Source organism: uncultured Gilliamella sp. (genome assembly GCA_945271295.1).
GTDB lineage: Bacteria > Pseudomonadota > Gammaproteobacteria > Enterobacterales > Orbaceae > Gilliamella.
The window spans coordinates 1-17,127 of sequence record CALYPG010000020.1 but is presented as its reverse complement, the minus strand read 5'-3'; the positions used below and the strand labels follow the sequence as shown (position 1 = coordinate 17,127).

Below are 17,127 nucleotides of genomic sequence, written 5' to 3'. Positions count from 1 at the left end.
ACTATTTCCTGTTTTTGGTTTGTAAAAACCAATTTATTAAAATTTGTCGTTGTTGCGCTGAAATAACAATATTTTGACGACTTTTCTTGACTATATTGATGGCATTATCAACATTGTTTGCTCGATTACTCCATAATAACCAAGCAATAATGGCAGTCGCACTTCGAGAATAACCTAATGCGCAATAAACTAATACTTTCCCTTGCTGATGATATTGTTCGATAATTGATGCGGCTTTCTGGCACACTTTAGCCGTCAATGGTGTCATATCGAGCACTGGTATCAACGAATAATTGCCGGCAAACTTACTAATGGGTAACTCAGCACAAAGATCAACAACTGAAGTAAATTGATTTTGGCTTAATAGATTATTTGATGGAATTCTGCCAAGATAAATATTCTCGCAAATGTGATTTATGGCTTGTTTTTTATAGGTCCATAAGCGTGAATTTAGCCACATAATCAAAAAATACGGCAAATATAGAATAGTTACCGCAAAATTGAAACTTCCGTTAGCTTGTTTTTGAAATCCAGTGGCACCAAATAGGCAATAATTAGCTGATACTAGCAAGAAAGAGCCTGACAACCATAACAACCAAAGTCCCCATGCATGAAAATAAATAGCTAAACCAAATGACAATAAGTAGCAGACAAAATAGATACCGCACCATAAATATTGTTTAGGTAATTGGTAATTTTTTAACGGTGATAATCCATTATCTGGCCATAACCAAATACACAAACATCCAACCCAAATTCCTGTCGGAATATCAAAAAAATGATGTTGCCAGGTAGTTAACACTGATATGCCTATTAATAAACACCAAATATGTAATACATAACGCCAATAACTACGCAAATAGTTACTATAAAATGCCCATAAAATCACGAGTAAGGTAATATGCAACGAAGGTGCTTGATTAAAAGGTTTATCAAATCCCATCAAAATATCAAGTAACCAGCCTGATAAGCCGTTTACAATAGGTCGTTCAAAACTAAATTTAAGCGGGAAAAGCAAAAAACAGAGAATACAAATAATTTGGGCAGATAACAACCGCAAGCACAGAGTTTTGAGGGATTGTCTAGAATTGGCCAATAAAATTGCCAGACCATACATAATATCTATTGACCAATAAGGGATTATGAACCAAGGCAATAATGGAATTGAAACTTCCCAAGTAAAAACTAAACTTCCTACATCGGCGCGAGTTGAGGTAAACCAATTAGCAAAATTATAGCTCACAAAGAAAAAAATCGACAAACCAACCAACCAAACACATTTGTATAAAGTAAGTTGGTTAAATTTGAGCTTCAACAGGTTCACCATAAATCAGCTAACACGTTGAGCTAGTGATACCGTAAATATTCCCCATTGATCTATAAGCATAGTGACCTTTTTAAAACCTGCATTAGCCACTAATTGATCCATTTCAAGTTGAGTTCGTCTACGCATGATCCAAGGTTGACCATCACGATGAGAGGTTAATGTTCTTGCAATAAACTCTAATTGTGGGTGCCAAGGTTGATTGGTATAAATAAAATATCCGCCGACTGGTATTGCATCAGCTAATCCTGACAAAGATTCATTTAACAGATGATTATCACCAAAAAGCTCATATAAACCAGAAACCACAGCTAAAGTTGGTTTAGGCGATAATTCACTAAGCTGTTGCCGATTAAATGCATCACCTTGTTCAAAATGCACCAGATCTGACAACCCTTTTTCTTCGATTAATATTTTACCTTTTTCGACATTAAGATCACTAAAGTCTCGAAGTAAAACTGAATTAGGTTTATTTGCTATTTGATTGATCGTTTCTAAAATATAACGACCATGCCCAGCAGCGATATCAACAATATTAACAACTTTATTTTGCTGCTGTAATTGATTGATAGCCAGTTTTATTAATTCTTCAAGATGAACTTTGCGTTGGCGAATGCCTTTCCAACCAATTGCTTGTAAGTAAATATAATCAAAAAATTGTCCAAGTTTAGAAGTACCGGAGGGTTGATTACGATACACATAATCAAGTGTACTTCCCGAATCAAAACCAGTTTCAGCGCCAAGTTTTATACCTTCTGATAGTTTGCTAGCATATTTTAAATTTGCTTTAATAAACTTCCAATACAAAGGCTTAATCCAACCTGATGGTGGCAATGCTAACTTATCCGACTCTAATCTGGTATACCCTACCTGATCGGCATTAAGTAAACATGGCTGATGAGGCTCACTAGCAAAACACCCTAAAATAAAGCGTCTTGCTCGATCAATTGCGATCTGACGATCTTTTTCACCAAAGGTATCATGATAAAATCCTGGTAATACATGGAACTCTTTTTGTACCGTTCCCAAATTTTCATAAAATTGTCTTTGCGGTTTGCGCCTGACCACATAATCTGAACCTGAGACTAATAATTGTGTAGGTACGGTAATAGCATTAGCATCTTGAATAATGCGATCTGATACCGTATATAAATCAAGTAACAGACGAACCGAAATACGTCTGGTAATTAAAGGATCTTTTGCAAATGACTCTGCTCTTTGGGTATCATGAGTTAATAATTTAGGTTTAACATAACTATTAACAAAAAAATTACCTTTAAAATTATAAAGTAATTTCAATCCTGGTACTGCTAAAGGAACATAAAGTTTGACACTAAAAGCTGGCGAACCTAATACTAAGGCACGAATTTTGGGTACATAATCATGCACCCAAGCAGCCGCGATAACGGCACCAACACTTTGAGCGATAATGGCTATATCTTTTGGAGGGATAGAATATTCTTGTGTAATATGCTCAATAAAACAATGTGCATCTTTCACTAAAGTTGCAATATTTTCAGCATCCCCACGTTCACCTTCGGATTGTCCGTTACCTCTAGCATCCCACGCAAAAAATTGATAATCAGGTAGATTAAATTCATCAGCCAAATGAGCAACACGTCCAGAATGTTCATGTCCACGATGAAAAAGAACTATTGCTTGAGAAGTATTAGTTCCACTTTCAACAGCTGGCCAATAACGATAAAATAACTTGCAACCATCATGACTAATAAATGATTTTTCTTCATGTTGACGCATAATGTTCTCCATACTATTTTGCAACGTTTTGCAAACCTTTCCTGATTCGATTAATTACCGTATAAATAAGTAATATACTAATAATCCATAACATGGCATTGATCCAATGCAAGGGTAATAAATGCGTTGCTATCCCGAAACTAATTACACCAAAAATAAAAGCACGATCACTTTTACCCATTGGTCCATCGTAGCGTCTTGAAGCGCCAATCATGACGGCTAAGACACCAACAAACTCAGTTAAAAATGAGAGCAGCACAACAAAAATGACTAAACTTACACTGACATCATTAATTTGTGTAAAAATGAATAACAATACACTATCAGAGATCACATCACAGATCTCATTTAAATACGCACCTAAATTCGATTTTTGATTAAATTCGCGCGCTAACATACCATCAATTGCATTAAGTGCCATACGGATAAACATCCATAGTGGTATTAGTATAAATATCATTTGATATTGTGCTAACCAGCCAACCAACAGTGCCACTATTATTGAACCTAAACAGGCACTTAGAGTTACTTGGTTAGCGGTTATTTTGGCATCAAAAAGTGATTTCGCATAAGGACGGAGTAGTGATTGAAACTTCGGTTTTAATTGATAAATTGATAACACAAATAATCCTAATCATTTAATACCGCTTATCTATTTATTTTATAAAATAAATAAGCAGTAATATTTAAACTTATCATCCATTATACAATTCTCTGTAGTTGTGTATACTTTAATGAACTAACCATAAAATGTAAACGATTAAGGACGTTTACCTCTCCGGCCCCATCATCAAAATCCAAATACAATAAATTTAACTTGGGATGAAGATCACGCATACGTTTTTCGACGCCTTTAGAAACGACATGATTAGCAATACAACCAAATGGTTGTAAACTAATGACATTGTTAATGCCGTGTTCGGCAAAAGTCATAATTCCGGCTGGAATAAGCCATCCTTCACCAAATTGATTAGATAGATTAAGGATTTCTTGTGCTTTTTTCGCCATATCTCGAATACTATGAAAAGGCTGATAATATTTGAATCCAGCTAATATTTGGTTAGTTTTATTAATATACCTTTGTGCCACTTTTTCAAAAAAGTACAATAAATAAGAAACATAATTTTTTGCTGACAAGTAATTGTCAATATTACTATCATAATTCACAAAGCATTGAGCAAAAAATTCAATCATTGGCGGAATAACCGGTTCAATACCTTGTTCAACTAACCATTCAACACTATGTTGGTTCCCAAAACTGTTATATTTAACATAGATTTCACCAACAATACCAATTTGCGGACACTCTTTATTGAGCGTTTCAACTTGGTTAAAATGATTAACTGCATAGGCTAAAAGAGCATAAATGGCTTTATGCCCTTTGCGCTCAGTAATTAGTTGTTGCAACTTTCTAGTATAGTACTCTTTAAGCTGATCGGCTTGTTTTTTTACCCGTGCTCTCGGCGCCGTAGCGTAGTACATTTTTGACAGTGAATCTGCAAATAACATAGCAAAGAAAGTAATGGGTAACGTTTTTAACCAATTGATTTTAAAACCGGGTTGTTCAATTTCGTTAATATTGCCGGTACTGAGCGAAATAATGGGAATATCCTCAAAACCATTACTAATCATCGCTTTTTTTATCAATGACAAATAACTACTTGCGCGACACTGACCACCGGTTTGGGTAATACCTATTGCAACTTCATCGCGATTATATTTACCGGATCTTAATGCTTTGATGATATCGCCAACAATAATCGTTGCAGGATAACAAATTTCGTTATTACAATATTTTAATCCCCATTCAACTGAACTTTTATCAGGTTTTGGTAAAGTTTCAAGTTTATAACCAGATAAAGCAAAAATTGGCGGTAAAATCGGCGAATAAAAATCAGAAATAAACGGTGCCAAAATAGTGCGTCGTTGTTTGTCTTGTAATTCAAAAACAGCCGTTTTCTTACGTTCAGTTGTTTTAAGCGGTTGATTACGATTCATCCTGATAGATTCAATAATTGAACGTAAACGTAATCTTACTGAACCGGTAGCCGTAATTTCATCTACCCGAATAACGGTGCAGGTTTTACCTTTTGATTCTAATATTGCTTTACATTCATCGGTGACGATTGCATCAGGACCACAACCAAATGAATTCAGTTGTACAAATTGCACATTATTTGCCTGTTCAGCAACAAATGTTGCCGAAGCATATAAGCGGTTAGGATAACTCCATTGCGAACAAATCTGTAACTCTGGTGATAATTGATTGATTGAACCTAATACTGAATCTTCAGTGATTACATCACAACCTAAAGCGTTTAATATCTCTGGGGTTTTATGATTAATTAAACTATCACTATGATAAGGACGACCAGCTAATATAAAAACATCGCGTCCTGTTTGTTTAGCATTATTTAATACTTCTACCTCTTTTTTATATAACGCTTGTTTAAATTCAGCTTGCGCATTTAAAGCGGCAGTAAACGCTTTAGTCGCGATTTTTTTTACAATACCTAATGATTGAAGGTAATTGATACAACCTTTTTTGAGTAATTTAATATCGGTAAAATTAATAACTGGATAATCAATTGGTACACCATATTTCAACTCAGGATTAATGGCACTATGCATAACTTCGGCATAACTACTGACAATCGGGCAGTTATAACTATTTACCGCATTACCAAATTGAGCTGATTCAAAAACCACCATCGGCATAAAAATTCGGTCAACTTTTTGTTCGATAAGTTCCATAATATGACCGTGAACCAATTTAGCCGGGAAACAGATACTATCAGACATCACTGTTCCAGCACCTTTTTCATAAATACGATGAGTTGAATAAGGTGAAAGTGTAACATTAATACCGCATTGGGTTAATAAAGTATGCCAAAATGGAAAGTTTTCATATTGTCCTAATACACGAGGAATACCAATATTTATTTTTGCATCTGGATTTGACTGAGTAGTACGATCGAATAACAACGCATTTTTATAATCAAACATGTTAAACGAATTATTATCTTTGTATTGATTATTACTTAAAAAACGTTCGCATTTGTTACCGGAATAGTAACGTTGCCCATTAGCAAAGCGATAAATCATAATATCGCAATTATTCTCACACCCTTTACAGCGGGACGGTTTAGCCTTGTTATCTAGTGCTTTTTCTAAATGATCTAAACCAATAAATTGTGATGGAGACCTATCTTGTTGATAATGATTTTTAGCAACTAAAGCTGAACCATATGCCCCCATTAATTCGGGAATGTTGGAACTCGCAATTTGTGCACCTGTTAACTGTTCTAAAGCTCGAAATACCGCAGGATTTTTAAATGTTCCACCTTGTACAACAATATGATCACCAAGCTTGCGCATATCATGTAATTTAAGAACTTTATGAATGGCATTTTTAATCACTGAAAAAGCTAAGCCTGCCGAAATATCCCCCATAGTGGCATTTTCACGTAATGCTTGTTTCACTTTTGAATTCATAAAGACGGTACAGCGCGTCCCTAAGTCACATGGACTACTCGATTTACAAGCTGCATCAGCAAAATCAATGGTATTAGAGTTGAGCGATTTAGCAAATGTTTCAATGAATGAACCGCAACCAGAAGAACAAGCTTCATTTAATTCGATATGATTCACCACACCATTTGAAATGAAAATGGCTTTCATATCTTGACCACCAATATCCATGACAAAACTCACTTCGGGGTCAATATGTTTGGCAGCAGCAAAATGAGCCATAGTTTCAACTAAACCGTCATCAATAGCAAACGCAGCTTTTAAAAGTTCTTCACCATATCCGGTTACACCGCTCCGAGCAATTACAATATTTTTGCCAGATGCATCAATCTCTTCTTTTAACTTAGCTAAACCAGTAATTAACGCAGTAATAGACTGACCATTATTCGGTGCATAATACGTAAAAAGTAACTCATCATCTTCACTAATTAAGGTTATTTTGGTGGTGGTTGATCCACTATCAATACCTAAAAAGGCAGTCTGCTTTTGATAATTCACAAGCTCAATTCGTGGAATTTCAATATATTTGCGTTTCTTTTTCCAATTATCAAATGAGAGTGATTCATTAAATAGCGGTTTTAATCTGAACGATTCATTAACTTTAATTTTACTTGAATCATTTAATTTTTGGATGAATTCAGATAGTGGTAGTTCAGTACGCTCAATAGCATGAATTGCCGCTCCCCATGCTGATAATAAAGTGGGATGTTGAGTTTTGATAATTTGATCTTCATCTAATTTTAGTGTTTCTAAAGCGGCTTTACCTAAAGTTGGAATAAACGAAAAAGGTCCACCGATTAACATGACTTTCGGTACAATATCATAGCCACGAGCCAGAGTATTAATTAACTGAATACAGACTGCATGGAGAACAGAATAAGCGATATTTTCTTTAGATACATTACGACTAATCAGATTTTGAACATCAGTTTTGGCAAAAACACCACAGCGGGAAGCAATGGGGAAAACTTGATCATGTTGTTGAGCAAGGCGATCAAATTCTTGAACAGGCGTATTAAGTAAGGTAGCCATCTGGTCGATAAATGCCCCTGTTCCACCTGCACAGCTACCATTCATCCGAATATCAGGCGGGCGATCAGGAAAGAAAAAAATCATCTTACTGTCTTCGCCACCAATATCAATTAAAGTGCGAACATCAGGATACTTCCTTTGCACCACTTCAGAAGCCGCAACCACTTCTTGAATAAAAGCAATACCTGCTTTTTCAGAAATGCCCATACCAGCTGAACCTGTGACTTTGACTGATAAAACAGTATTTTCACCAATCTTTTGTTTTATCTCATCAAGCAATTCAAGAACAGTTGCAACAATATGGGTATTATGACGAACATAATTGGTATAAATAAAATTATCATGTTCATCAATAACCACACATTTTGCAGTGGTTGAACCGACATCTAATCCAAGCTTATAAATTTTTGACATAAAACAAACTCATAGTTAAAAATGATTGCTAGCCTATGGATACAAATTTAGAAAAATTGTTTTAATTAATTCTAGTCCATTAAAATAATCAAATATTATATCTAAAACTTTTTATTTTTTAATATGTCAGATAAAAATAATCTTACTTCTAAATGCACTTTATGACAAAAAGTTTCAGGAATAGCATACGTTTTAGTATATTTAATAATGCAAATCATCTCAAAAATTAAGCTAATTGTTCTTTATTTTTGTAAACTTTGTTTTGCCAGAGTAATTACATTTTTCATATCAATTCCCTGCGCTTTAGCAGCAAAAATACATCCACAATAGCACTGACGATAAACATCATATTCTTTACAAAGTTCAATTGATCGCTTATATCCATTGTTCTTTTTAAAATCTGAAGGAAGATAATTAACCGAAAAAATCTCTTGAATTTCAAAACCAATTTCATTGATTTTTTGGCTATTTTTTTTAGGACTTAAAGTCAAAGCACTCGCAAAATAATCAAATCCGAGTTCTAGCGCTTTAATTGCAGCTAAATCTAAGCGCATTTTATAACATATATGACAACGCTCACCACCTTCTGGTGCATCACGTAAATGTTCAACTTGCTTTATAAATTCTGCTGGTTGATAAGGTGCCTGCAAAAATTGAACATTATTATTCGTTTTTTGGTTGAAATCAGTGATAAATTTTTGTTGAACCACGCTTCTATATTCATATTCGACCCGAGGATGAATATTCGAATTAGCAAAATAAATAGTAATGTCAGCATATTGAGCCAAATATTCTAAAACATAGGTACTACAAGGCGCACAGCAACTATGTATTAACAATTTAGGTCGTATTGATCCCGATTGCCAATCTGTAATGACCTCTTTTAACACCGAATCATAATTCACTTTATTATGTGGATTTAATTTTTCAAGAATAGTTTTGGCATTAATTAGCATAAAGACTCAAATTTACTTTGATGATTAAAGTTTTTTATCCACGCTATAATATAGTGAAGCCATTCACCATTCAAGTTCAACATTAATAGTACTTATTTATAAGATTTATCAATTATTTTTAAAACATAAATTCATTTTTATTAAATAATGGAGTTATAATGGCGTCCACATTTCAAGGTATCAAAGTTAAGGTCTAAAATTGAATGTACACTTTATTGAATGCATAAAAAAGTCACAATTATATAAAAAACGGCATTCAAACAATGTATTACTATGGAGAGAAATTTATCCTTTAGCTTTTCCTATTTTCATTGAAAACTTGTCAGTGATATTAATGGGAATTTTTAGTACCTTTTTAGTAAGTTGGATCGGCAAAGCTGAAATGGCTGCTGTAGGATTAGCCGAAAGTTTCAATATGATTATTATGTCATTTTTTATGGCAGTTGCGCTTGGAACATCCGTGGTGGTCGCTTTTAGTCTAGGTCGCCATAACAAAAAAAAAGCGGTTTTTGCCGCTAGACAATCTATAACATTATTGGTCTTAATTTCGATTTTGCTATTCATTTTAGTAGAATTTTCAGGTTATTGGATTATTGATCTCATTGCTGGAAAGGCTGATCCTGACGTAAAAAATCTTTCCTTAACCTTTCTTAGACTAACAGTATTAGGTTACCCTGCTTTAGCATTTATTTTAGTGGGTTGTGGTGCGCTGCGGGGAGCAGGCAATACCATATTACCCATGTATTTAAATATCATAATGAATATTCTTAATCTAATAATAAGTTATATCTTAATTTATGGTATTTTTGATTGGAACGGTCTAGGGTTTGTAGGTGCAGGGATAGGCATAACGGTTGCTCGTTATTGTGGTATGTTTTTTATATTACTGGTGTTAACAATCAAACCAAGCAGAGCTTTATTTATACCTTTTCGCAGTTACTTTCACTCATTTAATGGTAAAATTCTTATAGATATTCTTAGTATTGGAATTCCCGCGAGTGTTGAATCAGTCATGTTCAATATCGGCAAACTGTTAACCCAAACGTTTGTAGCAGGAATGGGAACATCAACCATAGCCGCTAATTTTATTGCATTTTCAATTGCAGGCTTATTGAATTTACCTGGTAACACTTTAGGTGCAACATCAACTATAATCGTTGGCAAACGTATTGGTATGGGGCAAATTTATCAACCAACCCGGCAGTTGAAATTCATCTTTCATTTAACGACTTTTTTATTATGCTTTTTGGCACTTCTATCCATTCCTTTTGCGGGCTTTTTAAGTTCACTCTACACAAATGATAAAGAAGTAATCGAAATTGCTAAATATTTACTTTGGTTTAATGCATTATTTACACCATTTTGGGCATCCTCGTTTGTTTTGCCATATGGCTTTAAAGGCGCTAAAGATGCCAATTACACTATGTGGGTAGCAATTGGTAGTATGTGGATGTGCCGAATTGTAGCTGGTTATTTTTTAGGCGTTTATTTCGGTTTTGGGGTAATTGGCGTTTGGTTTGGCATGTTCCTTGATTGGATTATACGCAGCATATTCTTCTATTATCGTTTAATCAGTGGAAAATGGCTATGGCGTCATCAAAAGCGAATTTAAGCATTCAAAGCTACTCAATCAATAACCCATACCTTAAAGGTTTTAACTCATTGATTTGGCTATCAATCTAATACTTCTATCTTTTGATTAGCGGCAATAGTACTGTTCTAATTACTTACTCTTTTAAACTTAGCACTTAAAATTGCCCAATTTTTTATCCAAAAAGCGATCACATCGACGAATAAATATCATAAAGAAAATTGTGATATCTATCACATTAACAATATAACGTAATTGCAGTACGTAAAATCATAATATTGTTTTAAAAACTAATTTTATAAACTCAATTTACCGTTATTTTTTGATAATTTGTAAGTACTAATAAATTATTAATAAATAGAAATTTATAAATTGTTTTTATATTGTGATAAGGAGATTGTGATGGATAATAATAAAAAGTTATCAGTCATGGAGAAAATAGGTTTTGGAATGGGTGATGCAGCATGTGGAATTGTTTATTCATCTGTAACAATGTTCTTAACTTTTTTTTATACCGATATTTATGGGCTTTCAGCTGCAGCTGTAGGAATAATGTTTCTTGCAACTCGTATTTTTGATGCAATCATCGATCCTATAACAGGTATGATTGCCGATCGTACCAAAACCAGATGGGGGCGATTTCGGCCTTGGTTAATTTGGTTTGCTATTCCTTATGCAGTCTTGGCTGTTATGACCTACACAACTCCTGATTTTGGTGATTCCGGTAAACTTTTATATGCCTACATTACCTATGCATTATTAATGATGTGTTATACCTTTATTAATATTCCTTATTGTGCATTAGGTGGTGTCATTACACGTGATGAAAAAGATCGCCTTTCTGCTCAGTCTTTTCGTTTTACTATCTCTTCAGCCTCAGGTTTAATGGTATCTATTGGTACTTTATTTTTAGTCGATTGGTTTGGTAAGGAAAACAAACAACTTGGTTTCCAACTAACTATGGCGGTTATGGGAGTCATGGCTATTGGCATGTTAATCTTCTGTTTTGCCACGACCAAAGAACGTGTTATGCCTATTGAAGATAAGAAGGTCAGTGTAAAAAAAGACTTAAAATGTTTATTAGCGAATGATCAATGGTGTATTGTTGCAATTATTACATTTTTTTCCAGTATGGCTGGAGTAATGCGTAGTTCAGCAACACTTTATTATGCAACTTATTTAATGATGGGAGGTATAAGCTCAGCAGCAGGTACAGCTATGAAATCCGCTTTTGTATCAACTTCAGTTGTTGGTACAATTTTAGGTGCTATGACGGCGGGCTTTTTCGCTAAACGTTTTACCGCTATTCAATTATTCAAAAATATTAACTTAATCTTATTTGCTATCGGTGTAATCATGTTTTTTATCCCGCCAGTTTGGTTATCTGTCGTCTTTCCACTTTATTTCTTAATAGGCTTTTTCCATTCAATGTATCAACCATTTAAATGGAATATGATGGCAAATGCAGCTGACTATGGTGAATGGAAATTTGGAGTACGAGCAACAGGGCTCTCTTTTTCAGGTAATCTATTCGCTTTAAAATTAGGTATGGCTGTCGCAGGTGCTTTAGTAGGTATCTGTTTAGGATTATTAGGCTATCAAGCCGGTATTGATGTACAAACCCCACTAGCAACAATGGGAATTATTGGCTTGTTAACAATTGGGCCTGCATTCTCCTATTTATTACTTTGGTGGTTAATGCGTTTTTATAAATTAGATGACAAGATGATGGAAAAAATTCAAAGTGATCTACTAGCAAGACAGAAGAATTTAGAAAGTAACCAATAAGTTAGTTATTTATGTTATTGCTGTTGTTTTATTAAAAGGTATTTGTATGAGTCTTAATTTTTATAAAAATCCTATTATTTGTGCCGATTATTCTGATCCGGACATAGTTAGAGTTGATGATGACTTTTTTATGGTGTCATCAAGCTTTAATCATATGCCAGCATTACCGATATTGCATTCAAAAGATCTGGTCAATTGGCACATTATCAATCATGTTTTTTCATCACTTGATCTACCTGGTTATGACCAAGTTCAGCCAGGTAAAGGAGTTTGGGCACCTTCCATTCGCTATCATGATCATAAATTATGGGTATTTTTTAGTACCCCTGATGAAGGTATTTTCATGTGTCATACCGAAGATCCATGGGGGGAATGGAGTAAACCTCATTGTGTACAATCAGCTCTAGGTTGGATAGACCCATGTCCTTTTTGGGATGAGGATGGCAGTGCATGGTTAGTCCATGCTTTTGCACAAAGCCGCAGTGGTATAAAACATAAATTACAATTATTTGAAATGAAAAGTGATGGTTCAGCACTAATCGATGAAGGTACAATCATTTATGACGGAACTGCTGATTTGCCAACACTGGAAGGTCCAAAAATTTATAAGAGAAATGGTTGGTATTATATTTTTGCACCAGCAGGAGGGGTTGAAACTGGCTGGCAAACAGTATTACGTAGCAAAAACATAAAAGGTCCGTGGACTGCCCGTAATGTCCTTTTTCAAGGTAATACAGCAATTAATGGACCGCATCAAGGTGGCTGGGTTGAATTAGATAATAAAGAGTGTTGGTTTGTCCATTTTCAAGATGCAAATTTGTATGGACGAATTGTGCATTTACAACCGATGTATTGGGCAGATGATGATTGGCCAAGAATCGGTGAAATCAAAGATAATAATGCAGGGCAACCCGTGTTAACTTGGAAAAAACCGCTATCTATTAGTAATACCGATGACTATACAATTCAAACAAGTGATAGTTTTGCACATGGGAAATATGGGTTACAATGGCAATGGCAAGCAAATCCACAAAAGCAGTGGTTAACCGATAATAATCAAGCATTAATCTTAAATTGTTATCCCCTTCCTTATCGTAATGAACAACAAACACTCTATTTTGCACCAAACTTGTTATTGCAAAAATTTTCATCGTTTCAATTTACAGCGCAAACAGAATTAAATTTAAATGCCGAACAATCTGGTGATTTTGCAGGGTTAATTATATATGGTGAACGCTATGCAGCGCTCGTAATAAGTTATTACAATGGAGAATATAGTTTATATTATCGCTATGGTTGGATGAAAGATTCAGGTAAAGTTGATGAGTATCGAGAAAAAATTACAACTTTAAGTTCACCAAATTGCCTATTTAAAGTTACGGTAGGATTAAACGGCATATGTCAATTTTACTACCAGGAACAAAATAGTGAATGGCAACAAATCGTACGTAATTTTGCCGCCGGTAAAGGTAAATGGGTTGGTGCTAAAATTGGTATTTTTGCCTCTACCGAATCAAAACAAAACAGTCAGGGTAAATGTGAATTTAAATATTTTAATATCACTCATATATAAAAGAATAAATAACATTGCAAGATAAGCCTATAATTACATTTATATAGACCTGTTTTTCAATAAATTCATAGTTTATAAAGCCAATGATTGTTATTTTATCATTGGCTTTTTAGGTTAATTACTTAGTAAATCTGGCAAATAATATTTGTATCTTTATAAACCGTGCATCTTAATCACATTTTCATTAAAATAATATTAGATGATAATTTTCTGTATTACCTTTGTGAAAGGTATAATTTACCATAATTATCTTTTCATTAAACAATACACTTACCTGATTATAAAAATCAATCTGTTATAAAGAAATTTAAATTATGATTTTGATTATAAATATCAGTAATTTTTTCCACTTGAGTTGTATAACTTTCGTTCTGATAATCTTGATAACATTTATTGCTTATCTCACTTGTAGCAACCCTATTATTCATTGATGTCATATCGTCATATTCCTTAGCAAATTCACTACCTGTTAAAGTTAAAACATGATTCCAAGTAGCTATTTTTTTCTCGACATCGGCTCGTCCTTCAGGACAATTAATATTATCTAAATCAATAGCAGGAATGACAATTTTAGAAAGTTGATTAAATTTTTTAGGATTAGAAGGCAGACTAATATGATTTTCGAAATCAACATCATCTTTCATATATTCATAAAATTCATCTTCCCGAAATATTTTTCCTTTCACAGTAGCTACCTTATCTTGTTCCACAATATCTGGCACTTTTTCTCCAAGAAAAAATTCCCAAGGATATTTATCTCTTTCAATAAATAGCTCATTAGTTACTGTAAAAGGTACCTCCACTTCTTGCAATTCACCATCAAATATCACTTGCGTTTTATATTCAGTATTCCTTTGTATATCTTCAATAAATTTATCAGTTGCTACTGAACTAGAGTCATCAATATAGACTATTTTATAAAAAATATAGTTACTTTGCGTTGGATTAATAAAACCAGTAATTTTAGGTTGTACAATATTTTTGAGAGATTTAGAAAATAAAGGTTTCACAAAAAAATTAACTGAATCATTATTGTAAGATAAGGTATGTTTACCATATTCAATCTTATAATTAATGCCTGATTTCGCTGGAATAGTTAATTCCTTATCATCTATCTTTAATTTAATCTCTTTAGCTGTTGGGTTATCTATCCAATGTTCGGTAGAATCTGGTTTAGAACAAGCTGTTAAAGTCAGCATACTACTTAAAATAATAAGCAAAAATTTTATTCGTTTCATCATATTCATTTCTATAAAAATTAAAACGGTGAGAATCATATCATTTTATGGCAAGGTGGTAACAATATTATTAATTAATCATTTATAATTTTAAGTTATATAGTAATAACTCTGAGTCTAATAAAACAATGTTACTCATATATTTCATGGCTATAAAATAATTTGTGACCATCAAACTCAATTTGAACTTGTACGAATAATTTCCGAACTTAAAATAGCAATAAAAACGATTTTAGGTCTGAGCTAATACTAATCTAATTTTAAAAAAAAGGAATAACATAATTTTAGGTTTTCAATAAGGAGTAATTTATGCAACACTTAGGCTGTCGAGTAATATTTTTTTGCTTTTTATCGTTACTTGTTTATGGCTGTGATAAAAATGACGCAGATAAAATATCAAACCCAAAACCCAATATTGATTTATTAACCTATAACAAAAATAATGAATTAACAATTAATATCCCTGAACCATCACAGCCAATAGATGAAAGCATTGTACATTTTTCCAAGATCATCGATCCCAAAACGCAAAAATTAGTGTTTTTAAAAGATATAATAGATGTGGATACCTTTGCTAAGTTATATCATTTCCCTGCAGATAAATTAAAAATTATAGACACAAACTATTTAAAAAATGGCCATGATATTTATTATTATAAAGATAAAAACTATGTTTATATTTTTGATCCGCAAAAAAAACAATTTTTTATTGCCAGTTCGATAGCTGACTATGAAGTTTTAGGAGGTTGTTATTTACGTGCAGCAAATAAAATATACTGTGACGGAGTTGAAGTTATTCAAGCAGATATAAATTCATTTACCACGGAATCAAAATCCCTTATACCTTCAATAAAAGACCAACAAGTGTATATATTTGCTACAGATAAAAACAATATTTATTGGTTTAGCAAAAATTGTAATTATGACTGTTTTAAAAATTTAGTTAATACATATTATTTTGCACCAGAAGAAATAGCAAAATTAAAAGCAAAATATTTTGCTAAACAAGCTGCTATTATTCCATATTCTCATATAAAAGATATTCTATATACAGATAATAAAGGTAATTATTATTTGCAATATTTTCGTTATTGGCGCACAGATGATTTGAAACATTATAATTATGAAAGTAGGGCTAGGGATTTAAAAACCAATAAAATAATTGAGTTGAAAGATATCATTAATGCGAAAGAATTTCATCAAATTAATAATTCCATATATTATAGTGACAATCAGCATATTTATATTGCTGTTGAAAGCTTTGCAACAGATATCCAAATGCGAATACTTGATCTTGAACCACAAAAAAGTCAAATAATTGGTAACTATATAAAAGATGATAATAGAATCTATTTTATTGATAGAGAAGTACTCGGAGCAAATGCTCAGGAATTTAATGTTTTCCTTATTCAAGAAACTTGTGATGAGGGAACTTTAACCACAGAGCTTGGTTATGATAATAACAAGATTTATTATGGTAATCATGAATTAAGTTATGATGATTTTGTTCAATTAGATATAGATGAAAAATTTAAGGCATTCCTTATCAAAAAATATTTTAGCAATAAAAAACAATAATGGCATGTCCACGCGTTTTGAATCAAATACCGTGTTTGAAACAAATTCGGTTTTAATCGCTTTAAATGTCATTTCAACTACCGCATTATATTACAGGCAACCTTTACGGCTTAATGAGCGCTTTATATCTAATGCGGTTAAACACTCATGGGGGAGTTAAATGTCGTATACAATCTTGTCCCAATTTTTGCATATCTATTTTACTAAAAAATAGATCTCCCCGATATTTTTCATCTATATCAAAGGATTGGCTATAACAATATGTACTAAACAAAGAAAAAATAATGCTAATATAAAATGAATATTTCATAAGTTATTCCTTAATCCTTTCAAAATACAATTTT

Annotated in this window: 10 protein-coding genes; 4 read left to right on the top strand and 6 right to left on the bottom strand. The window is 33.0% G+C overall.

Annotation, left to right across the window (positions count from 1 at the left end):
- Position 1: 1 nt before the first annotated feature.
- From Q0K76_RS09815 to Q0K76_RS09795, 5 genes are all read right to left on the bottom strand, one after another.
- On the bottom strand, positions 2-1,315 hold the full coding sequence (locus tag Q0K76_RS09815; RefSeq protein ID WP_294615091.1) for a phosphatase PAP2/dual specificity phosphatase family protein: 1,314 nt from the start codon (positions 1,313-1,315) through the stop codon (positions 2-4).
- A gap of 15 nt (positions 1,316-1,330) precedes the next feature.
- The gene (locus Q0K76_RS09810; protein WP_294615088.1) at positions 1,331-3,082 is read right to left on the bottom strand and encodes a bifunctional alpha/beta hydrolase/class I SAM-dependent methyltransferase; all 1,752 of its coding nucleotides are present in this window, start codon (positions 3,080-3,082) and stop codon (positions 1,331-1,333) included.
- Between the two features lie 13 nt (positions 3,083-3,095).
- On the bottom strand, positions 3,096-3,704 hold the full coding sequence (locus tag Q0K76_RS09805; RefSeq protein ID WP_294615086.1) for a CDP-alcohol phosphatidyltransferase family protein: 609 nt from the start codon (positions 3,702-3,704) through the stop codon (positions 3,096-3,098).
- Between the two features lie 80 nt (positions 3,705-3,784).
- On the bottom strand, positions 3,785-8,059 hold the full coding sequence (locus Q0K76_RS09800) for an acyl-CoA dehydratase activase-related protein (RefSeq protein WP_294615084.1): 4,275 nt from the start codon (positions 8,057-8,059) through the stop codon (positions 3,785-3,787).
- Positions 8,060-8,301: 242 nt separating this feature from the next.
- Complete coding sequence (locus Q0K76_RS09795; RefSeq protein ID WP_294615081.1) at positions 8,302-9,015, bottom strand: epoxyqueuosine reductase QueH; 714 nt, start codon at positions 9,013-9,015, stop codon at positions 8,302-8,304.
- Between the two features lie 214 nt (positions 9,016-9,229).
- On the opposite strand from Q0K76_RS09795, the gene Q0K76_RS09790 reads away from it, so the two are divergent.
- From Q0K76_RS09790 to Q0K76_RS09780, 3 genes are all read left to right on the top strand, one after another.
- Complete coding sequence (locus Q0K76_RS09790; protein WP_363322463.1) at positions 9,230-10,627, top strand: EmmdR/YeeO family multidrug/toxin efflux MATE transporter; 1,398 nt, start codon at positions 9,230-9,232, stop codon at positions 10,625-10,627.
- A 381-nt stretch (positions 10,628-11,008) separates the two neighbouring features.
- Positions 11,009-12,394: an MFS transporter gene (locus Q0K76_RS09785; RefSeq protein ID WP_294615075.1), complete on the top strand. Its 1,386-nt coding sequence runs from the start codon at positions 11,009-11,011 to the stop codon at positions 12,392-12,394.
- Positions 12,395-12,440: 46 nt separating this feature from the next.
- On the top strand, positions 12,441-13,967 hold the full coding sequence (locus tag Q0K76_RS09780) for a glycoside hydrolase 43 family protein (protein WP_294615072.1): 1,527 nt from the start codon (positions 12,441-12,443) through the stop codon (positions 13,965-13,967).
- A gap of 287 nt (positions 13,968-14,254) precedes the next feature.
- Here the strand turns inward: Q0K76_RS09780 and Q0K76_RS09775 are convergent, their stop codons facing one another.
- Positions 14,255-15,208, bottom strand: a complete 954-nt coding sequence (locus tag Q0K76_RS09775; RefSeq protein ID WP_294615070.1) for a hypothetical protein — start codon at positions 15,206-15,208, stop codon at positions 14,255-14,257.
- 306 nt (positions 15,209-15,514) lie between these two features.
- Here Q0K76_RS09775 and Q0K76_RS09770 point away from each other — a divergent pair, with 306 nt between their 5' ends.
- Positions 15,515-16,783, top strand: a complete 1,269-nt coding sequence (locus tag Q0K76_RS09770) for a hypothetical protein (RefSeq protein ID WP_294615068.1) — start codon at positions 15,515-15,517, stop codon at positions 16,781-16,783.
- Positions 16,784-17,127: the final 344 nt, after the last annotated feature.